The 23432-nt window shown below is 33.4% G+C and carries 18 protein-coding genes and 1 tRNA gene; 9 read left to right on the top strand and 10 right to left on the bottom strand.

Features of this window, described 5'->3' with window-relative positions; all coding sequences use genetic code 11:
- Positions 1–104: 104 nt before the first annotated feature.
- A complete protein-coding gene (locus IW18_RS19995) occupies positions 105–1046 on the bottom strand; it encodes a ribose-phosphate pyrophosphokinase (protein ID WP_041519946.1) in 942 nt (313 codons plus the stop codon).
- Between the two features lie 230 nt (positions 1047–1276).
- Here IW18_RS19995 and IW18_RS19990 point away from each other — a divergent pair.
- A tRNA-Leu gene (locus tag IW18_RS19990) sits at positions 1277–1356 on the top strand.
- A 130-nt stretch (positions 1357–1486) separates the two neighbouring features.
- Here the strand turns inward: IW18_RS19990 and IW18_RS19985 are convergent.
- The 7 genes from IW18_RS19985 to IW18_RS19955 form a co-directional block, all read right to left on the bottom strand.
- Entirely contained in the window at positions 1487–1951 is a 465-nt protein-coding gene (locus tag IW18_RS19985; protein ID WP_041519945.1) for an OsmC family protein, read from the bottom strand.
- A gap of 75 nt (positions 1952–2026) precedes the next feature.
- Positions 2027–2905 carry an alpha/beta fold hydrolase gene (locus tag IW18_RS19980; RefSeq protein WP_052480243.1) on the bottom strand — a complete coding sequence of 293 codons (879 nt, stop codon included), beginning with the start codon at positions 2903–2905 and terminating at the stop codon, positions 2027–2029.
- 171 nt (positions 2906–3076) lie between these two features.
- Positions 3077–4261: an aldose epimerase family protein gene (locus tag IW18_RS19975; RefSeq protein ID WP_041519944.1), complete on the bottom strand. Its 1185-nt coding sequence runs from the start codon at positions 4259–4261 to the stop codon at positions 3077–3079.
- A gap of 97 nt (positions 4262–4358) precedes the next feature.
- Positions 4359–5867, bottom strand: a complete 1509-nt coding sequence (gene araA, locus IW18_RS19970; RefSeq protein ID WP_041519943.1) for an L-arabinose isomerase — start codon at positions 5865–5867, stop codon at positions 4359–4361.
- Positions 5868–6033: 166 nt separating this feature from the next.
- A complete protein-coding gene (locus IW18_RS19965) occupies positions 6034–6735 on the bottom strand; it encodes an L-ribulose-5-phosphate 4-epimerase (protein ID WP_041519942.1) in 702 nt (233 codons plus the stop codon).
- On the bottom strand, positions 6719–8410 hold the full coding sequence (locus IW18_RS19960; protein WP_041519941.1) for a ribulokinase: 1692 nt from the start codon (positions 8408–8410) through the stop codon (positions 6719–6721). The genes IW18_RS19965 and IW18_RS19960 overlap by 17 nt, the downstream gene beginning before the upstream one ends.
- A 292-nt stretch (positions 8411–8702) precedes the next feature.
- The gene (locus tag IW18_RS19955) at positions 8703–10235 is read right to left on the bottom strand and encodes an alpha-N-arabinofuranosidase (protein ID WP_041519940.1); all 1533 of its coding nucleotides are present in this window, start codon (positions 10233–10235) and stop codon (positions 8703–8705) included.
- 445 nt (positions 10236–10680) lie between these two features.
- Between IW18_RS19955 and IW18_RS19950 the strand changes: the two genes are divergently transcribed.
- Entirely contained in the window at positions 10681–11370 is a 690-nt protein-coding gene (locus IW18_RS19950) for an NUDIX hydrolase (protein WP_041519939.1), read from the top strand.
- Between the two features lie 497 nt (positions 11371–11867).
- Here the strand turns inward: IW18_RS19950 and IW18_RS19945 are convergent, their stop codons facing one another.
- Positions 11868–12866, bottom strand: coding sequence for a GntR family transcriptional regulator (locus IW18_RS19945; protein WP_041519938.1), 999 nt, complete (start codon positions 12864–12866; stop codon positions 11868–11870).
- 101 nt (positions 12867–12967) lie between these two features.
- Here IW18_RS19945 and IW18_RS19940 point away from each other — a divergent pair, with 101 nt between their 5' ends.
- The 4 genes from IW18_RS19940 (at position 12968) to IW18_RS19925 (ending at position 18261) form a co-directional block, all read left to right on the top strand.
- Positions 12968–14023: an aldose epimerase family protein gene (locus IW18_RS19940; protein ID WP_041519937.1), complete on the top strand. Its 1056-nt coding sequence runs from the start codon at positions 12968–12970 to the stop codon at positions 14021–14023.
- A gap of 57 nt (positions 14024–14080) precedes the next feature.
- Positions 14081–15241, top strand: coding sequence for a galactokinase (gene galK, locus IW18_RS19935; protein WP_041519936.1), 1161 nt, complete (start codon positions 14081–14083; stop codon positions 15239–15241).
- 16 nt (positions 15242–15257) lie between these two features.
- Positions 15258–16313, top strand: a complete 1056-nt coding sequence (locus IW18_RS19930) for a UDP-glucose--hexose-1-phosphate uridylyltransferase (protein ID WP_041519935.1) — start codon at positions 15258–15260, stop codon at positions 16311–16313.
- 262 nt (positions 16314–16575) lie between these two features.
- Positions 16576–18261, top strand: a complete 1686-nt coding sequence (locus IW18_RS19925; protein ID WP_041519934.1) for a sodium/sugar symporter — start codon at positions 16576–16578, stop codon at positions 18259–18261.
- Positions 18262–18350: 89 nt separating this feature from the next.
- On the opposite strand, the gene IW18_RS19920 is transcribed toward IW18_RS19925, so the two are convergent.
- On the bottom strand, positions 18351–19604 hold the full coding sequence (locus IW18_RS19920; protein WP_041519933.1) for an NAD(P)/FAD-dependent oxidoreductase: 1254 nt from the start codon (positions 19602–19604) through the stop codon (positions 18351–18353).
- A gap of 101 nt (positions 19605–19705) precedes the next feature.
- Here IW18_RS19920 and IW18_RS19915 point away from each other — a divergent pair, with 101 nt between their 5' ends.
- The 3 genes from IW18_RS19915 to fabG all read left to right on the top strand — a co-directional run bounded on the left by IW18_RS19915 (position 19706) and on the right by fabG (position 23349).
- A complete protein-coding gene (locus IW18_RS19915; RefSeq protein WP_041519932.1) occupies positions 19706–21226 on the top strand; it encodes an HAL/PAL/TAL family ammonia-lyase in 1521 nt (506 codons plus the stop codon).
- A 37-nt stretch (positions 21227–21263) separates the two neighbouring features.
- Positions 21264–22493, top strand: a complete 1230-nt coding sequence (locus IW18_RS19910) for a WG repeat-containing protein (protein ID WP_041519931.1) — start codon at positions 21264–21266, stop codon at positions 22491–22493.
- Between the two features lie 124 nt (positions 22494–22617).
- Positions 22618–23349: a 3-oxoacyl-ACP reductase FabG gene (gene fabG, locus IW18_RS19905; protein WP_041519930.1), complete on the top strand. Its 732-nt coding sequence runs from the start codon at positions 22618–22620 to the stop codon at positions 23347–23349.
- The last annotated feature ends 83 nt before the right edge of the window (positions 23350–23432 follow it).

The following is a 23432-nucleotide window of genomic DNA, read 5'->3' as shown; positions in this document are numbered from 1 at the left end:
TATAGTTATTAAATAATATACACTGCTTTAAGCTTTAAGCACTGGGCCTTAGGCTTTTTGTAAAGTGATATAGCTTACGGCTTAAAGCCCAAAGCATATAGCTTTTACATAATAAATTTTCCACTAATGGAATTGTTGTGGTGCACCATGTGCATTACTTCAGCAAAAAGAGGTGCACAACTCACGACTTTTATTTTCTTTGATTCTCTCTTTAACGGAATAGAATCGGTAACTATTAACTCACTTAATTTTGAGTTTTCAATTTTTTCGTATGCGTCACCTGATAAAATGGCGTGTGTACAAATTGCTCTAACGCTTAACGCTCCTTTTTCGATCATTAAATCGGCAGCTTTTGCTAATGTACCACCAGTATCGATCATGTCGTCTACTAATATTACGTTACGACCTTTTACTTCACCAATTAATTCCATAGTGTCGATAACGTTGGCTGCTTTTCTTTGTTTGTAACAGATTACTACATCTGATTCTAAAAACTTAGAGTAAGCATATGCTCTTTTTGAACCTCCCATATCTGGAGATGCAATTGTTAGATTTTCTAACTTTAAACTTTCTACATATGGTAAAAAGATTGTAGATGCAAATAAATGATCTACTGGTTTTTCGAAAAACCCTTGAATTTGATCTGCATGCAAATCCATTGTCATTACTCTTGTTGCTCCGGCAGCATCTAATAAATTAGCTACTAATTTTGCCCCAATCGGAACTCTTGGTTTATCTTTTCTATCTTGTCTTGCCCAACCAAAATAAGGCATAACAGCTGTAATGTGTCTTGCTGATGCGCGTTTTGCTGCATCAATCATTAATAACAATTCCATCAAATTATCAGCAGTTGGAAAAGTTGAGCACACGATAAAAACGCGTAATCCTCTAATTGATTCTTCGTAAGATGGTTGAAATTCTCCATCACTATACGTTGACATAGTTACTTTTCCTAACGGAATTCCGTATTGTTCTGCAATTTTTTCTGCAAGATAAACACTTTGTGAACAAGCAAAAATTTTAGCTTCTGGTTCTAGGTGCGACATTATAATTTGTTGTTTTGTAGTTAGTTGTGTGTGCTTCGTTTTAACGAGGTGCAAATTTAGAAAATTTATTGGACACTGAAAGGAAAAAATTAAGTATTTTTATTAGAATTTTTAATTTTATTTTTTACATTTGCACCGTGTTAAAGGAATAAGCACAGTTATGACATCATAATTAACTTATTCTATTGCGTTAAAATAATTAATTTATTAGTTATTTTTTCGTCTGCTAAGCCCGGATGGCGGAATTGGTAGACGCGCTGGTCTCAAACACCTGTGGGAAACCGTGCCGGTTCGACTCCGGCTCCGGGTACAAAAACCTCTTCGAAAGAAGAGGTTTTTTTGGTTTTATGCTATTTTAAACCATATAAGTTCATTTACAAGATGGTATATAACGTAAGATCAATATTTACTTATATAACTCATACGGTTCAAATAAATTATTAAACTTCACAACTAGCCTCATGCAAAACAGGAAAATTGCAGGAATTAGCAATAAAACACAATTGATTTGCTTTAAAATGTAAATCCAAAGCCAATTCTATTTGGTCTGGATTTGAAATTTTCACTATAGGCTTTAACCTAACCTCAACAAAACGTCCACTTCCCGATGCTGAAACTTCAAGCGTTGCCTCGGCATTGTCTAAATATTCGAGAACTTCTATTCCGTTTTGAGAACAAACATATAAGTAGGACATCATATGACAGGAAACCAAACTACTTAACAACAAATCTTCAGGATTATATAATTTCGGATCGCCTTTGAAAGCTTTTGCAGCAGAAACATCTAAAACAGGTTTTCCATCAATTTTAATTTGATGTGTTTTGTTGTGAATTTTTGAAGTTGATTTTTCCTCTTTTTTCGAAGTCCAATTTAATGCTACTTTGAATATGTGTTTGAAAGTCATTTTTTGTTTTTTTAGCCACGAATTAAATAAAGTTGAAATTCATGGCTAAAATAACACAATTCTGTTGATCCAATTTTATTTATCCCATTTAGTAAAATCTGAATCTGGTCTTTTAAAAGGTTCTGATAAAAATTTATTGGCTATTGCATTAAATACTTCCGGACTTGAAGCCGGCGCAAAATGGGTCTCTCCAGGCATAATACATAGCTGTGCTTTAGGTATATTTTCGAAAATTTCAACCGTATGCTCATTTCTGATTACGTCTCTATCTCCTGCTATTACAAGCACTTTTGCTTTAATTTTTGATAAATCTTTTGCTGCAATATTAGGCTGATCTGCTAAAAGTCCAGAAATTTGTTTCAGCAGATTCCAGTTCTCGCTAGTGTCTTTTTCTTTAATTTTTGCACTAAACACTTTTCTCTCGTTCTGAAGACCTTTTACCGCCCATGAATAAATAGCAGTAGAATCAGGTCGTAAATTGGCACCCATCGCTATGATTTTCTTTATTTTTGATTTCCCTGAAATCCCCATTTGTAATCCAACAATTCCTCCGTCACTCCATCCAATAATACTTATTGAATCCAGTTTTAAGTGATTAACTAATGCTTCAGTATCTTTTGTCATTTGGACAAATGTTAAAGAATCTGTTTTCAACTCCGATTTGCCTTGTCCTCTACTATCAAGAGCAATTACTCTGTATTTACTTTTAAAATAAGCAATCTGATTTCCCATTGTTTCAATACTTCCACTATTTCCATGAATCAATAACAACGGTTCTCCTTTTCCATATTCTTCATAATAGATTTTAGCTCCATTGAGTTCGACAAACTTTCCAACAGCGGTATTGTTACCATAAGGCGTGTCAAATTTAGAATTCATCTGAACCTGAGCATTTGCTATTCCAAATACTGAAGATGTTAATAACAGAAGTAATGCTTTAATTGGGTTTTTCATTTACTAATAGTTTTTACAATAATTATCCCTCAAATATATCAAATAATTGAATAAATTAACAAAATCCTTACAAATCGTAATGCGTTTTAATAATTACAAATAAAAAAACCTCGCAAGTATAACTTACGAGGTTCTTTAGAGAATTACTGAACTAATAAACAAATCCTAAAACTATTTCTTCACTGAGAATTTAAAAGTAGTTTTAGTTTTATAATTTTCTCCCGGGTTTAAAACCGTTGTTGGAAAGTTTTTCTGATTTGGAGAATCCGGATAATGTTCTGTTTCCAGACAAAGTGCGGTTCTGTGACCAAATGTTCCGCCTTTAGGCGTTGGTAAAGTTCCGTCAAGGAAATTTCCTGAGTAAAACTGAATTCCTGGTTCGTCTGTTGTTACTTCCAAAATTCTTCCGCTTGGCGCGTGATATACTTTTGCAATTATTGTTTTTCCTTTTTCAGGATTGTTCAATACCCAACAATGATCGTAACCTTTTCCTCTTTCTAATTGTTCGTTTTTAGCATTGATGTCTTTTCCAATTAATTTTGGCGTTCTGAAATCGAAAGGCGTATTCGCAACATCTTCTAATTTTCCTGTTGGAATTAAAGTTGCATCAACCGGAACAATTTTATCAGCATTTAAAGTTAATTCGTGATCTAAGATTGTTTTGGTGAAATCTCCAGATAAATTAAAATACGAATGTTGCGTTAAATTCACTACCGTTTTCTTATCTGTTGTAGCTTCATACAAAACTTCTAATTGATTATCATTTGTCAAAGTATAAGTAACAAAAACCTGTAAATTTCCAGGATATCCTTCTTCCATATCTTTGCTTAAATACGATAATTTTAAAGAAGCTGTTTCTCCGGATTTAGCCTCATCGGCTTTCCAAACGACGTTAAAATATCCTTGCGGTCCACCGTGCAAAGCGTTTGGTGCATTATTTATAGCCAATTGATATTCTTTTCCGTCTAAAGAGAATTTTCCTTTTGCGATTCTATTTCCATATCTTCCAATCAAAGCTCCGAAGAAAGGATTTTCTTTTTCGTATTGTGCCAAAGAATTAAATCCGATTACTACATTTTCTGAAACTCCTTCTTTATTAGGCACTTTCAAATCTGTAATTCTTCCTCCAAAAGTGATGATATCAACTTCCATCCCATTTTGGTTTTTTAATTTGTAACTGTCTACTTTTTCTCCTTTTGCAGTTGTCCCATAAGAAGATTTTTCGATTGTAACTGTAGCTTTTTGATCTGAAGAAACTGTAGCGTTATCCATTTTTTTATCGTTTTTGCATTGAACTGAAATTGCCGCCAAACTCAACAGGCCGATTCCAAAAACACATCGTTTTATTACATTCATAAATGATATTTTTTTGATTTGTAAAAAGTAAAATGTTAGATGTTAAAAGTAGCAAAAAACTCTGAACCTTTGCTTCTTTGAACCTTTGCACCTTTAATTAAAGTCCATGCTGAAACAAATGAAAATACGCTTCATTAGCATTAATCTTATCTTTAAAGTCTCTTACCGTAGTTTTTTCATCAATAACCAATAATTCAATTCCGGCAATATCAGCAAAATCCTCCATATATTCTGTTGTTAATGACTGACTGTAAACGGTGTGATGCGCTCCTCCGGCAAGAATCCATGCTGTTGCAGCTATATCCAGATTTGGTTTGCAATCCCATAGAACTCTGGCAACAGGTAATTTTGGTAATTCTGCCAATGGTTTAATAGCTTCAACTTCGTTTACAATCAAACGAAAACGAGTTCCCATATCAACCAAAGAAACATTGATTGCATCTCCTGCAGGGGAATTAAATACCAAACGAGCCGGATCTTCTTTTCCTCCAATTCCTAAAGGATGCACTTCACAAGAAGGTTTTCCATCAGCAATTGAAGGACAAATTTCTAACATGTGCGATCCTAAAACATATGATTTTTGAGGCGTGAAATGGTATGTATAATCTTCCATGAAAGAAGTTCCTCCTTCAAGACCAATATTCATTACTTTTAATGCTCTCACCATTGCAGCGGTTTTCCAGTCGCCTTCACCACCAAAACCATAACCGTCGGCCATTAATCTTTGTGTTGCGATTCCAGGAAGTTGTTTCCAAGCACCAAGGTTTTCGAATGTATCTGTAAAAGCTCCGAAACCTCCTTCTTCAAGGAAAGCTCTTAAACCTAATTCAATTTTTGCCGCTTCAACTAAAGAACTTCTTTGCGCTCCACCTTCTTTTAAAGAATCAGTTAAAGTATAAGATGACTCATAAACTGCCAATAAATCAGCTAATTGTTGGTCTGTAACTTTTTCAATATGTTTGGTAACATCCGATGAATCGAATCCGTTTACGGAAACTCCAAAACGAATTTGAGCTTCAACTTTGTCTCCTTCTGTAACGGCAACTTCACGCATATTGTCTCCAATACGAGCCACTTTTAAGTTTTGAAGTTCGTCCCATCCAAGTACAACTCTTGACCAGATACCTAATTTTTTCTGAACTCTTTCATCTTCCCAATGTCCTACAACAACTTTACGTTTTTTACGCATTCTTGACATGATGAAACCAAATTCACGATCTCCGTGAGCAGATTGGTTTAAGTTCATGAAATCCATGTCAATAGATCCCCACGGAATTTCAGCATTATATTGTGTGTGTAAATGACATAATGGTTTTTTTAGAATACTCAAACCGCCAATCCACATTTTTGCTGGTGAAAAAGTATGCATCCACGCAATAATTCCGATACAGTTTTTAGCCGAATTTGCTGCTAAACAAACGTCTAATATCTGAGATGGAGATTTTACCACATCTTTATAAACCACTTTTACCGGAATACTAGATGAAGCATCCAATCCTTTTGCAATTATCTGCGAATGTTCTGCTACTTTTCTTAGTGTTTCTTCACCGTATAATTCCTGGCTTCCTACTACAAACCATACTTCTTTTTGAGATATATCTATCATTTTTTATTTTGTTTCAAGTTTTCTTTGTTTCAAGTTTCAAGTTTTGAAATGCCGAAAATCTTATTGTTATGTTATTATTTTTGTTTTATCTGTTTCATGTTCACGTTCCAATTTTCACGTTCCAACAACTTGAAACAAAAAAAACCTGAAACCTGAAACAAATTTTCTACTGTCCGTAATACGAATCTTTTCCGTGTTTACGATTGTAATGTTTCTTTATTAATGAATCTTTTAATCTTGGTGCATTTGGGTTTATTTGTAAAGTCAGGTACGCCATTTCGGCTACAACTTCCAGAACCTTACTGTTATAAACTGCTTTTGCTGCATTTTTTCCCCATGCAAACGGACCATGATTTCCAATCAAAACCATTTCTACTTCTTCGTATGAAAGATTTTTTTCTTTGAAACAATCCAAAATCTGAATTCCGGTATTGTGTTCGTAGTTTCCTTCAATAAGTGCATCTGCCATTGGCGGTGCGCACGGAATATCTGCTGTTAAATGATCTGCATGTGTGGTTCCGAAAATTGGAATATCTTGTTGCGATTGCGCCCAAGCTACTGAATAGGTTGCGTGCGTATGTGCAACGCCTCCGATATTTGGCCAGTTTTTATATAAATAAGCGTGCGTTTTGGTGTCTGATGACGGACGCATTGTTCCTTCGATAATGTTATTATCAAAATCGACAATTACAATATCTTCGGATTTTAAATCTTCGTAAGGAACACCGCTTGGTTTAATGGCAAAAACACCATTTTCTCTATCTACTGCGCTTACATTTCCGAATGTATAGACCACCAAATTCAATGCGTTTAACTGCATATTGGCTTCGTAACATTCTTGTTTTAAATCTTTATATTGAGAACTCATGTTGCGAAATTTTAATAGTTGGATCTTCGTAAGCGCTTAATTGATCGTAAGCAATAAGTAGTTTGTTATAGGCTGCTACTTTATCTAATTGAGGAAAATATTCTCCGTCAAAATCGCTTCCTATTTTTTGGCTTGCTTCGATTACGTTTGAATAAATTCCTGCTGCAACGGCCGCATAAATTGCTGCACCTAAAGCTGGGGTTTGGTCTGAAGCTGCAATTTTAATTGGCTTGTTTAAAACGTTTGCCAAAGTCTGCATGATAAAAGGAGATTTGCGGGCAACGCCACCAATTCCGATAACACTGTCAATTTTTACACCTTCTTCTTCAAAACGGTCTACAATTTTCTTTGCTCCAAAACAAATTGCGTTTACTAAAGCTTTAAAAATGTGCGGTGCTTTTGTTCCTAAAGAAAGGTTTGAAATCGCGCTTGTTAATTCCTGATTAGCATCTGGAGTTCTACGTCCGTTAATCCAGTCCAAAGCAATTGGAAGACTATCTGAAACCGCAATTTTCTCGGCTTCTTTTGTTAATTCTACAATTAATTTATCACTGAATTCTTCTCTTAGTTGCTCTTTTTGTTCGTCATTTAAAACAGTCGAAGCTGTTAATAAATGATCTGTTGGCCAAAGCAATAATTCTTTGTACCAAGCCAATAAATCTCCAAAAGCAGATTGCCCTGCTTCAAGACCAATAAAGCCCGGAATTACAGATCCGTCAACTTGTCCGCAGATTCCACGAACAGTTTTAGTTCCCACTTCATCATAAGAACCAACCAAAATATCGCAGGTTGAAGTTCCCATAACACGAACCAAAGTATTTTCTCCAATTTTTGCCCCAACTGCTCCAGAATGTGCATCGAAGGTCCCAACAGCTACAACAGTTTCTGTTGAAAGTCCTAAACGATCTGCCCATTCTTTACTTAAATTTCCGGCAACTAAATCAGATGTATACGTTTCATCGTATAAATTACCGCGAAGCTGTGCTAAATAGGGATGTAATTTTTCTAAAAATTCAACCGGAGGAAGTCCGTTCCAGTCTTCGTGCCACATTGCCTTATGTCCCGCGGCGCAACGGCTTCTTTTAAATGTTTTTAAATCTTTTTCTTCGATTAATAAATACGTCATTAAATCGCAATGCTCCATCCAGGTATACGCTGCATTTCGAACGGCTTCATCTTCTCTGGCAATGTGCAGGATTTTTGCCCAAAACCATTCTGATGAATAAATTCCACCAACATATTTGGTTACGTTTTCTCCGCCCCAGCTTACAGCCAGTTCATTGATTTCGTTTGCTTCATTTATAGATGTATGATCTTTCCATAACACCATCATTGCATTTGGGTTTTCTTCAAAACCTTTTGTCAATGCCAACGGAATTCCGTCTTTGGTTACAGGAACCGGAGATGATCCCGTCGTATCAATACAAATTCCTTTTATTAATGAAGGATCTACTTTACTTTCTTTTATAACGGTTTGAATCGTAATTTCTAAACCTTCAATATGATCTAAAGGATGCTGACGAAATTGATTTATCGACGCATCGCAATATTGTTTGTTTTTCCATCTCTTATAATGAGAAACATTGGATGCCAACTCTTGCCCATTTTCAGTGTCTATTAGCATCGCTCGAACAGAATCTGTTCCGTAGTCCAATCCTATAACGTAATTTTTCATTCGAAATTCATTTTTTAATAGTGACAAATATAATTATAAATAATTCATAAGTGTATAAAAAACACTTAACAAAAAAGGCGTGCGATATTTTTACAAATAATGCATCAAAATCAAACATTTAAGATTAAAACTAAAAACAAACGTAACTTTTACACTTGTTCAATTACGAATACTTCATCTTAAATTCAAAATATCACCAAATTCAAATATAAATTGGCTTTATTTTAATTTGTTAGCATTCTTGTTACAAAGCTCTTTTACTCTAAAATAAAAGAGAATTATGCTTGCAATTCTATTTTCCTTCTAAAACCAATACTGAAAATGGAGGAATTGTAATTTCTAGTTTTCCTTTTTTATTTTCAAATCCTTTAAAAGCTGTTGGTACAATTTTATTGGGCGTATCAAAAGAATTAAAATCCTGTAATTTTGATGCGTTTAAAATTGTTCCCGTAAAGTTTTTTACTCCCAAATTATTTACATCAATTTCTATTTTGTTTTTATTTTTTGAATCGATGTTTACTATCGAAATATGAACTTTTCCGCTTTTGTCTTTTGAGGCTGATGCCGAAACCGCCGGAAGTGATTCTCCTCTATAGGTATAATTTGGCGCGCTAAAATTTAGATTTAATAATGTAGCGTCTTGATGTACATTGTACATTTTCATTACATGGTAAGTTGGCGTAGTAATCATTTTTGCTTTATCTGTTAAAATAACGGCTTGCAAAACATTTACACATTGTGCCAAATTTGCCATACGAACTCTATCTGCGTGATTGTTAAAAATATTTAATGTTGCTCCTGCCAAAACCGCATCTCGCATCGTGTTTTGTTGGAATAAAAAACCGGGATTAGTTCCTTTTTCAACATCGTACCAACCACCCCATTCATCTACAACAAGGTCAATTTTTTTGTTTGGATCATATTTGTCCATAATCGCCGAATGTTTGGTAACCAACTCTTCCATTTTTAGCGCCTCTTTCATTGTTGCAAAATATTGATCTTCGGTAAAATCAACGCCGTCTCCTTTTTTATTCCAATCTATTACAGAATAATGATGAAGTGCCAAGCCTCCTAACATATTGGCTGGAATATTTTTCATTAAAGTTTCTGTCCAATTATAGTTGTCACTATTTGCGCCCGATGCAATTCTTACGATATCATTTGGCATAAATGTGGCATATTTTCTATACTCATTTGCATAATAATCTGCCGTCATATTTCCACCACAACCCCAGGCTTCATTTCCAATGCCCCAAAAATTCACTTTCCAAGGTTCTGTTCTGCCATTTTTTGTACGCAAGTCACTCATTGGGCTTTTCCCTTTAAAATTGGCATATTGCACCCAATCCGAAAGTTCCTGTACGGTACCGCTACCAACATTTCCGGATAAGTAAGGTTCTGCCCCAAGCAATTCGCACATGTTTAAAAAATCATGTGTCCCAAAACTATTATCTTCAGTTACTCCTCCCCACCATTGATTTACAATTGTCGGTCTATTTTCTTTTGGCCCAATACCATCTTTCCAGTGATAGGTATCTGCAAAACAACCTCCAGGCCATCTTAAATTTGGAATTTTTAATTCTTTTAAGGCTTTAATAATATCATTTCGAACTCCGTTTGTATTTGGAATTTTTGAAGTATCCCCCACAAAAAAACCTCCATAAATAGATCGTCCTAAATGCTCGGCAAAATGTCCATAAATGTTTTTATTTATTATGGGTGAAGTGGTGGTTTCTTTTATAGAAATTACTGTAGTTTGGCTTTGGGCAAAACTATTGCGAGCGCAAGTGATAATAAGAAATGCTACTAAAAGTGTTTTTTTCATAATATATCTGTTCTTTAGTACAATACAAATTTTTAGAATCGATTCTACAGCAATTCACATTAATATAAGTGTTTTTTATACATTTGTAAATTTAACTAAAATAAACACTCAAAAACAAATAAATAATATTAAAAAGGTAAAATAAAAACACATTTAGCAAACGAAGTGTGAAAATCCAAATAAAAACGGATACTTGTCTTGCAAAATCTTGTTCTAAATCTAAAATTTTGAGAAAAAGAATTGATAATTATAGATTTTTAATAAAATTTGAAATTTAACGCGTCATTTTAGCAAGAAAAAAACCATTACTTTTGTCTGTATTTTCATAAAAACCATTAACTTAAGAATATTATTAAAAAGCATTCTGTCATAAGTGTAAAATACACATTAATATAGTTGCAAAACAAATTAGGAAGTTTATATATTTACCAATAAAAAATTTAATATGCTAAACAGTTATAGCTCTGCAGATAAAGTACTATTAGCAGTAGATTGTATCATTTTTGGGTTCGACCATGAGGGGTTGAAAATCTTATTAATCAAGAGAGACTTTGAGCCTGAAAAAGGAAAATGGTCTTTAATTGGTGGCTTTTTAAAACGTGATGAAGTGCTTGACGATGCGGCTATCAGAATTTTAAATACATATACGGGTTTAAACGATATTTATATGGAGCAATTATATGCTTACAGTGAAATTGATCGTGACCCTGTCGAAAGAACCATCTCTGTTTCGTACTATGCTTTAATCAATATTGAAAATCATAATGCCGAATTGATTAAAAATTACCATGCACAATGGTTTAGTATTACTGATGCGCCAAACTTAATTTTTGACCATAATGAGATGGTTAAAAATGCTATCAAAAGATTGCGATACAGGACTTCGATCAAGCCTATTGGTTTTGAATTGCTTCCTGAAAAATTCACAATGCGTCAGTTATTAGAATTATATGAAGCTATTTTGAGTAAAGAATTAGATAAACGAAACTTTATCAGTAAAATCAACTCGCTGGAAATTTTAAACAAATTAGAAGAAAAAGATATGCAGTCGTCACGAAAGGGATCTTACCTGTATACTTTTAATAAAGAAAAATACGAAGAAAAATTACTAAACGATTTTGTACTGAATTTATAAAAAAGACAGCCATATATTGCAAGAAATTTGTTGAGGACTTTGACAAAGAGAAGCTAACTTGAATGATCTATAAAAGAGACGCGGATGATACAGATTTACAAAAGTAAAGTCGCGGATTAAAAACTGATTTTAAAATAATTGAAAATTAAATCCGTTTAATCCGTGTTTTCGCTTTAGCGAATCCGCATAATCCGCGTTCCTTTGAAAAAGTGTTAGATAGAATTAAAGGATTTGCACAGATTTTCTACATCATTTTAATATTATGCAATTTTACAAAAAACCAAAACCCTGAAAACTACAACCTTTCAGGGTTTTTTACTTCAATAAAACTATTATTAAAAAACTAAAAATTAAAGAATAAGAAACAAACTAAAAATATTAAGTGTAAAATTTACATTTACAAATATATACAAAAAAATGTTTCATTCTTTTTTTTAAATAGTTTCAAACAAAAATGTTTTTAGTTGTGAAATAAACCGTATTAAGGAAATATCACTTTACAAAGAATTCCGAATAATTAACGACGATTTGTTTTCTATTTGTTCTTTGCTTCCTTTAAGAACCATGCTGGCGAGAATTTTTCCCATAGTTTCAAAATGAGTTGAAATAGTTGTAATTCCGTTTGCGACAATTTTCTTTAACGGAGTTTCGTTGTACGATATAATTCCAAAATCGGCACCAAGTTTCAAATTTTGAGATCTCGCTTTTTCGATTACGTGAACCAAATCACGATCATTCGGAATAATAAACAAATCGCCAAAAGTAATTTCTCTCTCAGCAAATTCAGTAATAATTTCGTACTCAAAATCATTTTCAGTACAAAAAGCTTCAAAACCAATTTTCATTCCAAGAGGTTCTCGAAATCCGGGAAAAATTAAAATCAATTTTTGGTATTTATTGAGCTTTGCTTTTCCTTTGGTCAACCCTTCAAAGATATCTTTTTGATGATTTTGATAAATTGCAGGATACAATTTTAAGTCCTGATTCGTTTGATCTAGTATGATTACTTCACCTACTGGTAGGTTTTTTAGGAAACTGGCAACATCGCTTAAATTAGTTGGCATTATAATGTATTTGGTATAATTGCCGTAACTGTCACTTATTAATTTCTGAAAAACCTGTGCATTAAAATGATGAAAGAAAATATCGACCTGAACATTTTTTCCAATGTGTTGCAAAAACGAATTATAGATATCTTCTTTAAAACTATTTAATTCATCAAATAATAAAAAAATCTTTTGTTTTATGGTGGTTTCGACGCTTTTAACATAATAACCTTTACCGGGAATGGCATAAATAATACCTCTTTTTTTGAGTTCGTCATAACCTAATAAAACAGTATCTCGAGACAATGAAAATGCCAGACAAACTTTGTTTACAGACGGAAGTCGGTCTCCTTTTAGCAACTTTCCTTCTTCAATCGATTTCTCAATTGAAAGAATAATCTGCTTATATTTTGGCAAACCAAGATTGTTTTGAATCGAAATAACATTCATAAAAATTAGTTTTTTTTGCAATATACTAAAAACTGGTAGGTACTGGTATGTAAAAATAGAGAATGTTTCTATTTTTGGATTTCATTTTTTTCAAAGTTTATATGGAAACAAAGAACATATCGCATTCTCCAGAAACATCTGCATCGAAATCTTTTGGTATAACATTAGATAACGAAGAAGTTCTTTCTTTTAAATTATCGAACAAAAATGGTATGATTGTGCAGATTATAAATTATGGTGCAACTGTTACTTCTTTACAAATTCCAACTTCGGGCGGCAATCTTGTCGATGTAGTTTTAGGTTTCGATAATCTGGAATCTTATCTGGCTTCTTATAATTTGCCAAGTGCTCCTTATTTTGGTACAACTGTTGGGCGATATGCTGGACGAATCGATAAAGGTGCTTTTACATTAAACAATAAAAGTTTTCAACTTAATACTAATAATAACGAGAATGCTTTGCATGGCGGAAATATTGGTTTTGGAAAAAAAGTATGGAATGTTACTAATTTAACTTCTGGTGATAATCCGTCGATAACCTTCAGTTTGTTGAGTCCAGATTTAGACGAAAATTTTCCTGGCACATTGCACGTAGATTTGACTTATACTTTGACGGAAAAAAATGAATTGGAATTAGAGTACAAAGCCACGTCTACTAAAGATACTGTTATCAACCTGACACATCATAGTTATTTTAATCTTGATGGTCATGATGCTACTGTTTTAAATCAGGAAATGATTATTGAATCGGATAAAATATTAGAAACAAATGCAGGAAATATTCCAACAGGAAAATTCACAGCGCTTTCTAATCACGATTTCGATTTTAGAAGTCCAAAAAAATGCCCTGCATCAATAGATCATTCTTTTGTACTTGAAGCTACAAATAATGTTGTGGCGCAATTGTTCAGTTCAAAAAACAATTTGCAAATGAGTGTTTTTACAGATCAGCCAAGTGTACATATATATGTAGGCGGAAATTGTTTTGATATTTTAAAAGGCAAAGAAAATGCTAATTATCATTCGTCAAGCGGAATTTGTTTTGAAACTCAAAATTTTCCAGACGCACCCAATCATGACCATTTTCCGAATTCGGTTTTGAAAAAAGGAGAAACATACCAACAGAAAACAATTTATAAGTTTGAAAATATAAATTAGTATTTCAGCTAAAACAATTACAAAAAACAGAAGCATTACTATTTCAATTACAAAATAATGAATGACATTTTAATACAAAATACAACTGCTTTTTTTGAGAAATCGTTCGGATCAAAACCTCAAAAAACAGTTCTTTCCCCAGGAAGAATAAATATTATTGGCGAACATATTGACTACAACGACGGTTATGTTTTACCGGCAGCAATTGACAAAATAATTTGTTTTGCTTTTGAAAAAAACAATTCTAAAAAATCTAAAATAATTGCCATTGATTTAAATGAGGAATTTGAAATCGACTTGACTGAAGAAATCACATTAAGTGATGTTGTCTGGACAAATTACATTCGTGGCGTTATAAAACAATTACAAGATAACGGTTTTTTGTTTGAAGGTTTCAATTGTGTTTTTAGCAGTAATATTCCGGTTGGTTCAGGATTATCGTCTTCGGCAGCTTTAGAGTGCGGAATGATTTTTGGTATCGCAGCGCTTTTCAATTTAGAAATTAAAAAAGTAGATCTTGCTTTATTAGGTCAAAAGGCAGAACATTGGGTAGGTATTAATTGCGGTATTATGGATCAGTTTTCGAGCGTTCATGGTCTTGAAAACAAAGTGATAAAATTAGATTGTAATACGCTGGATTTTGAATATCACAATGCCGATTTTAAAGATTATTCTTTGATTTTATTTGATAGTAATGTAAAACATTCGCTTTTTACCTCTGAGTATAATACTCGTAGAATTGAATGTGAACAAGGTTTAGCGATTATTAAAAGTCATTTTCCTGAAGTAAAAAGCTTTAGAGATTGTACTGAAGAACAACTTTTGAGTATTCATGACAAAATGAATGAGACTGTTTTTAAAAGAGTACATTATGTTGTAAAAGAAATAAACCGCGTAATAAAAGCGTGTGAAGCTTTGGACAAGGGAAATATTGAGCTTTTAGGACAATTGTTGTTTGAAACGCATTATGGTTTATCGCAGGAATATGAAGTTAGTTGTGCGGAATTGGATATGCTTGTAGATACTGCAAAAGCTGATGATTCTATAATTGGTTCTCGCTTAATGGGCGGAGGTTTTGGTGGTTGCACGATCAATTTGATTAAAAAAGGGCAAGAAAATGCGGTTAAACGTAAGTATTCAAATCTTTATTTAGATACATTTGGGATTGAATTAAAATTTTACGATGTAAAAATCTCAAACGGAACAACATTACTTTAATACCACCAGAACAAAAATGAAAAATTTTGACATTAACGAAGATCCACACAGACGTTTTAACCCTTTAATTAACGAATGGGTTTTAGTATCACCTCATCGTGCAAAACGTCCATGGCAAGGACAAAATGAAACAATAGCAACAGAAGCTTTACCAGAATACGACTCAACTTGTTATTTGTGTCCGGGAAATGTTCGCGCTAATGGTGCAAACAATCCTACGTATGAAAACAGTTTTGTATTCGAAAATGATTTTGCAGCTATGAAGCAGGATGAAATTATTTTTGAGGAAGATATTAAACATACTTTTTTTAAAGCTATACCAGAACAAGGAATTTCGAAAGTGGTTTGCTTTTCGCCAAAACATGATCTTACGCTACCGGAAATGGAAATTGACGGAATTGAAAACATCATTAAAACCTGGCAAAAAGAATATACTGATTTAGGAAATATTAAATACATCAATCACGTTCAGATTTTTGAAAACAAAGGAAGTGTGATGGGATGCAGCAACCCGCATCCGCATGGGCAAATCTGGGCTCAGTCATCACTTCCTACACAAGTAGAAAAAACTCATAATAGTCTTAAATCCTATTTTGATAAAAATAATAGAACGCTTCTTGAAGATTATCTTAAAGCCGAATTAAGAACGGGAGAACGTGTTGTAATCGAAAACGATCATTATGTCGCTTTAGTTCCATTTTGGGCAATATGGCCATACGAAACCATGATTATTAGCAAAAGAGCGTTTGGAAAAATCACTGATTTTACGGATGAAGAAACCAATGCTTTTGCCAAAATTTTAAAGCAATTAACAATAAAGTACGATAATTTATTTAGTACTTCTTTCCCATATTCGTCAGGAATTCATCAGGCTCCAACAGATAATTTAGAACATCCGGAATGGCATTTTCATATGCATTTTTATCCACCATTATTACGATCAGCAACGGTAAAGAAATTTATGGTTGGTTACGAAATGTTGGGCGAAGCACAAAGAGATATCACTGCCGAAAAAAGTGCCGAAATTTTAAGACAACAATCTGACATTCATTACAAATTGAGTAAAAAATAAGATCAAAATCAAAATTTAACACAATAAATGTTTTTATAAATGTAAAAAATACATTTACGCTTGGTGTATTTATAATTATTTATTTTACTTTTGGCTTTCATTCTTATTTTCATAAAAAAATAACAAAATAAAAACACATATCACACTTTAAACCAACATTCACAATAAAAATATCGTTTCGAAAAATTTCCACAAAACGATGTTTTTTAAGAACCAGATAAAAACAAACAATCACCTATACTAATTTAAAATACCAAAAACAATGAACCAAAACCTCGCTTTCGCAGATTATGCGGTTTTTATAATTTATTTCATCGTAGTCTCGGCCTACGGTTATTCTGTTTACAGCAAACGTAAAAAAGACGAACATGATGCTAAAGCATACTTTCTAGCCGAAGGAAATTTAACTTGGTGGGCAATTGGAGCTTCATTAATCGCTTCTAATATTTCGGCAGAGCAATTCATCGGAATGAGTGGTGAAGGTTTCTTTTTAGGAATCGCTGTTGCAGCTTACGAATGGCTTGCAGCCGTTGCACTTATTATCGTTGCAGTATGGTTTATTCCTGTATATCTTAAAAACAAGATTTACACGATGCCACAATTCTTAAAAACACGTTACAACGAATCGACTGCTTTGATTATGGCTGTTTTCTGGTTGTTTTTGTATGTTTTTGTAAACTTAACTTCGATTTTATATTTAGGAGCAGTTGCTATTAACGGACTTGCCGGAGGAGAATATCTTCACGTAATTATGGTTGGATTGGCTGTGTTTGCTTTGTTTATCTCTCTTGGAGGAATGAAAGTTGTAGCTTATACAGATGTTATTCAGGTTGCTGTTTTAATCATTGGAGGTTTGGTAACTTCTTATATTGCATTAACAACTGTTGGACAATATTTTGGAGTGGGCGAAAATGCTATTGCTGGTTTCAAAGTTTTAATGAGAGAAGCTCCGGAACATTTCAAAATGATTATTCCAAAACCAACTGCTACTTCATCTCAATTGGAGATTGACAAATACTTAACTTTCCCCGGTTTAATGTCTTACGTTGCCGGTATCTGGATCATCAACTTAAACTATTGGGGTTGTAACCAATACATTACCCAAAGAGCTCTTGGTGCAGATTTACAAACTGCTCGTACAGGTATTTTGTTTGCTGGTATGCTAAAATTATTAATGCCATTAATTGTAATGTTGCCAGGTATCGCTGCTTTTGTTTTATACAAAAACGGACACTTACCACAATTAGTTGGAGGAAAAGATGGTGCATATTCTGCAGTATTGACTTTCTTACCAACTGGTTTAAAAGGACTTTCTGTTGCGGCTTTGACTGCTGCAATTGTAGCTTCACTAGCTGGAAAAGTAAACAGTATCTCGACCATTTATACTTTAGATATTCATAAAAAATACATCCAGAAAGAAGCTGGCGAAAAACAACAAGTAAACATTGGTAGAATTGCTGTTTTTGCTGCAATGCTTTTAGCTGTTTTATTTACATGGAATGATATTCTTGGAATTGGTGGTGTTGGTGGATTTACTTACATCCAAAAATACACTGGATTTATTAGCCCTGGAGTTTTTGCTATGTTCTTCCTTGGTATGTTCTGGAAAAGAACTACAGGAACTGCTGCAATTGTAGGTGTAATTCTTGGTTTTGTATTATCAGTTTTATTCAACGAATATGCTCCGGCTTTATTCGGGAACGAAACATTATTATATACGGCTTATCCTAACGGAAAAGGAGCTTTCGAAATCCCGTTCCATATTTGTATGGGATTATCATTCTTCTTTACCATGTTGGCTATGATAGGAATTAGTTTTGCAGGACCAAAAGTAAATCCTAAAGCATTTGAAATAGATTCCGAAATGTTTAAAGTAAAACCACAAACTACAGTATTAATCGTAATTACATTATTGATTATCGTAGCATTGTATGTTAAATTCTGGTAGTATAATTTTTTACTATATTATTTTTTGAAGAAAAAAAAGAGGATACCAAATTGGTATCCTCTTTTTGTATTTTATAGAACGATTAAAACTTATTCTTTCTCTGCTTCATCTTTCTGCATATTCAATAAATAAGCCATATTCGCAATTACGTGATCATGTTTTTTCACAAACGGATTTTCCTCATTCCAAACGTAACCAGCCAAAACGGAACAAATTTTTTCTTTTACATCTGGATTTTCAGGCTGATGAAAAAACAGCGTTTGCAAATTACCTGTATACCATTCTTTTACATAAGTAGTAAAAACGACAATTCCGCTTTTCATATATTCAGTAAATTCAACTTCCCAGTCAACAGCAATTCCTTGCGATTCTTTCAAGTATAATTTGGCCGCCAACATTCCAGATTCTGTCGCAAAAGCAACTCCCGACGAAAAAACCGGATCTAGAAATTCAGAACTATTTCCTGTTAAGGCAAAACCATCTCCGTACATTCTTTTCACGGCTCTCGAATAATTTTCGAGTTTTACAGGTTCAAACAAAAACTCTGTTCCTTTAAATCTTTTAATGTAATATTCTGATTTCTGAATGGCGTTTCGTAACGCTTCAGCGTTATCCTTATTTTCAGATAATGAATTAATAAAATCTGTTGGACCAACAACTCCTAAACTGGTATTTCCGTTCGAAAAAGGAATTACCCATAACCAAACTTCGGTTTCCAGAATATCAAATGAAATTTGAGTTCCCTCCTCTCCTTCTTCTCTATTAATATCTTTTACGTGTGTAAATATCGACGAATGCGGATCTAATTGCGATGGGGTATCAAGATCTAAAAGTCGCGGTAAAACTCTACCATATCCGCTGGAATCAATGATAAATTTAGCGTGAATTTCTTTTAAATTTCCATCCTTATCTTTTACGATTGTTTTAGAATTTTTCCCTTCAAAAGAAACCTCCAAAACTTCACTTTCAAATTCAAGATCAATACCTTTTCTAATTACTTCCTGCGCCATTGTATTGTCAAAATCGGCTCTTGGCACTTGCCACGTCCAATCCCAACCCTTGCCAAATTTCTTGCTAAAATCAAAAACACATATTTCTTCGCCTCTAATAAAACGAGCACCCAATTTTTTCTCAAAATTCATCGCATCAAGACTCTCAAAAAGTTCTGCTTCAGAAAAATGATCCATAACACGCGGTATTAGGCTTTCGCCAACCACAAGTCTTGGGAATTTTGTTTTTTCGACCACTTTTACCTTAACATTGTTTTTGTGAAGATAAGATGCTGACACACATCCCGAAGGTCCAGCGCCAATCACCAATACATCAACAAACTCCTTTATCATATTAAAAATATTATCAATTATTAACCTACATTTGCCATCATCAAAATAACTACATTTATTTTGATAAATAAAATTAAATTAGCACAACCAAAAACAATTTAATGAATACAATTAATGAATATTTAAGTTTAGCCGAATTTGAATCAATTATCTTTGGAAACAACAAAGTTACCATTAGTGATTTGGTTTTAAACCGTGTAAATGAAAGCTTTGAGTTCTTGAAAGAATTTTCGGGAAATAAAGTTATATATGGTGTAAATACGGGTTTTGGCCCAATGGCTCAATATAGAATTAAAGAATCTGACCAAATTCAATTACAATATAACCTAATTAGAAGCCACTCATCAGGAACAGGAAAACCTTTGAGTGCTGTTTGTGCAAAAGCTGCAATTTTAGCTCGTTTAAATACATTATCATTAGGCAATTCTGGAGTTCACCCTTCAGTAATTCACCTGATGGCAGAATTGATTAATAGAGACATTACACCTCTTATTTTTGAGCACGGTGGTGTTGGTGCAAGTGGCGATTTAGTACAATTATCTCACTTAGCTTTAGTCTTAATTGGCGAAGGCGAAGTTTTTTATAAAGGAGACAGAAGACCAACTCAAGAAGTTTTTGAAATCGAAGGTTTAAAACCAATTCAGGTAGAAATTAGAGAAGGTTTAGCGCTAATTAACGGAACTTCTGTAATGACAGGAATTGGAGTTGTAAATGTTCATCATGCTAATAAATTATTAGATTGGTCTTTAAAATGTTCTTGTGCTATAAACGAATTAGTGCAGGCATATGACGATCATTTCTCTGAAGAATTAAACCAAACCAAACGTCATAAAGGACAACAGGAAGTGGCAGCCAGAATGAGACAAAATCTTTCTGACAGTGCTTTGATTCGCAAAAGAGAAGATCATTTATATTCTGGAGAAAATACAGAGGAAATTTTTAAAGAAAAAGTTCAGGAATATTATTCATTACGTTGCGTACCTCAAATTTTGGGGCCAGTTTTAGAAACCATTAATAATGTTGCTTCTATTCTTGAAGACGAATTTAACTCGGCAAACGACAACCCAATTATCGATGTAAAAAACAAACACGTTTATCACGGAGGAAACTTCCACGGCGATTATATTTCGCTTGAAATGGATAAACTAAAAATTGTTATTACCAAATTAACCATGTTGGCAGAACGTCAGTTGAACTATTTACTGAATTCAAAAATCAACGAAATTCTTCCTCCATTTGTAAACTTAGGAACATTAGGATTTAATTTTGGAATGCAGGGCGTTCAATTTACTGCCACCTCGACAACTGCCGAAAGCCAAATGTTATCCAACCCAATGTACGTGCACAGTATACCAAACAACAACGACAATCAGGATATTGTAAGTATGGGTACAAATGCTGCGGTTATTACCTCAAAAGTTATCGAAAACTCTTTTGAAGTTTTGGCTATCGAAATAATTACAATTGTTCAGGCAATTGATTATTTAGAGCAAAAAGATCAAATTTCATCGGTAACTAAAAAATGGTATAACGATATCCGAAATATAATTCCTACTTTTAAAGAAGATCAAGTAATGTATCCTTTTGTTCAAAAAGTAAAAGATTACCTGATTAACAGTTAAGAATTTATTTCAAAATATTAATATTGAACCTAAAATCATGAAAAAAACACTTATTTTTTTATTCGTTTGCTGCATTCAATTTGTTAATAGTCAAGAATTGGCTTTGGTTAAAAAAAACTCTAAAATTGGATATCTTTCTAAAGACGGGAACTTTAAAATCGAACCACAATACAAATCAGCAAAAAGCTTTTCTGATGGCTTGGCTGCAGTAGAAGATAATGGAAAATGGGGGTTTATTGATACAAAAGGAACCTGGGTAATTCCAGCAACTTTTAGTGATGCAAAAGATTTTAATAGCGGAATTGCTATTGTAAAAAAAGATAAAGACTGGGTTTATATTGATACTAAAGGCGAAATTCAAAAAGCTCCTGCATCTGACAAACTTTTTGATTTTACCGACGGTGTTGCCTTTTTTAGACAAAACAATAAAGTTGGATTAATCAACAATAAAATGGCCGTGGTTCTTGAACCAAAGTACGACCAGATTAAGCCTTTTGAAAATGGTTTTGCAAGAGTCGAAAACAATAAAAAATGGGGAATTATTAATACTGCCGGTAAAGAGTTGGTAGAACCTGTTTATGATGAAATAGGGAATTATTTTAAAAATACAACCTGGGCAAAAAAAGACAAAACTTTTGGAATTGTCAGTTCAGGAAATTTTATTCCTGTTGATGGCGCAGACAAAATATGGGATTTTGAAACTCAGGATTTAACATATGCCAGAAAGAACGGAAAAATTGGTTTTATTGACTTAAAAGGAAACTGGACCATTCTACCTATTTATGATAAAGCAAAAGCATTTTCTAAAAACTTAGCTCCGGTTTGTGTAGGATCAAAATGGGGATACATAAACCCAAAAGCCGAATTTGTTATTCCGCCAACTTATAATGATGCCGAAGTTTTTAGTTCAAACGGATTGGCTCCTATAAAAGAAAAAAACTGGGGATTTATTAATGAATCCGGAAAATTAGTGATCCCAACACAATATGGTATTACCGCAAACGCAATTATTGCCATGTTTTTAAAACAAGACAAAGGATTTATTGACGGTGTTGCAAGAGTAAAAAACGAAGGCAAATGGGGTTTTCTTAAACCAGACGGAACTGTATTAGCCAATCAGTGGTTTGAAAATGCTGAATTATTTTCGCAAACTACCGAAAAGCCGCAACCTGTCGAAATTGCTGCCGAAAAACCAAAACAGGAAATAAAAGCAACTAAACCTGCCGCAAAAACTACTAAAAAACCGGTGGCTAAAAAAACGAAATAACTTTTATTTCAACTAAAAAATAAAATCAACATAGATGAAATCGCTTATAAATAAAGTGTTTTTACCATAAACTCCAATAAAAAGCGATAACATATATGACCAATAAAAAATAAAATCAACATATATGAAATGTGTATTAGTAACAGGTGGTTCAAGAGGAATCGGAAGTGCTATTTGTAAAAAATTAGCTGTTGAAGCCAATTATCATATTTTGATTAATTATCACTCCAATAAAACTGCTGCCGAAGAAACACTTCAGGAAATACAAAAATTAGGCGCAACAGGAGAAATCTTAGGATTTGATGTTTCTAATTTTGAAGAAGTACAAAAAATATTAACGCAATGGCAGGACGCCAATCCTGAAGCCATTGTAGAAGCTATTGTAAACAATGCCGGTATTACAAAAGATGGTCTTTTTATGTGGATGACTCCCGAAGATTGGAATGGCGTTGTGAACACGAGTTTAAACGGATTTTTTAACGTGACGCAATTTTTTATTCAAAAAATGCTTCGCAACAAATATGGTCGAATTGTTAATATGGTTTCGGTATCTGGTGTAAAAGGAACAGCAGGACAAACCAATTATTCGGCTGCAAAAGGCGCAATTGTTGCTGCTACAAAAGCTCTGGCTCAAGAAGTTGCAAAAAGAAATATTACTGTAAATGGTGTTGCTCCAGGTTTTATTAGAACTGATATGACAAGCCAATTGGACGAAAAAGAATTATTAAAACTAATTCCGGTAAATCGTTTTGGCGAAGCCGAAGAAGTAGCAGATTTGGTAAGCTTTTTGATCTCTAAAAAAGCAAGTTATATTACTGGAGAAATCATCAATATAAACGGAGGAATATATTCTTAAGAATACCATGTTTCCGGTTCTATTTTTAAGTTATTTCTTTGACGGCGAAAATTGCTCACAAAGACGCAAAGTCGCAAAGTTTT

The organism is Flavobacterium hibernum (assembly GCF_000832125.1).
Lineage (GTDB): Bacteria > Bacteroidota > Bacteroidia > Flavobacteriales > Flavobacteriaceae > Flavobacterium > Flavobacterium hibernum.
This window is presented reverse-complemented; position numbering and strand designations above follow the sequence as displayed.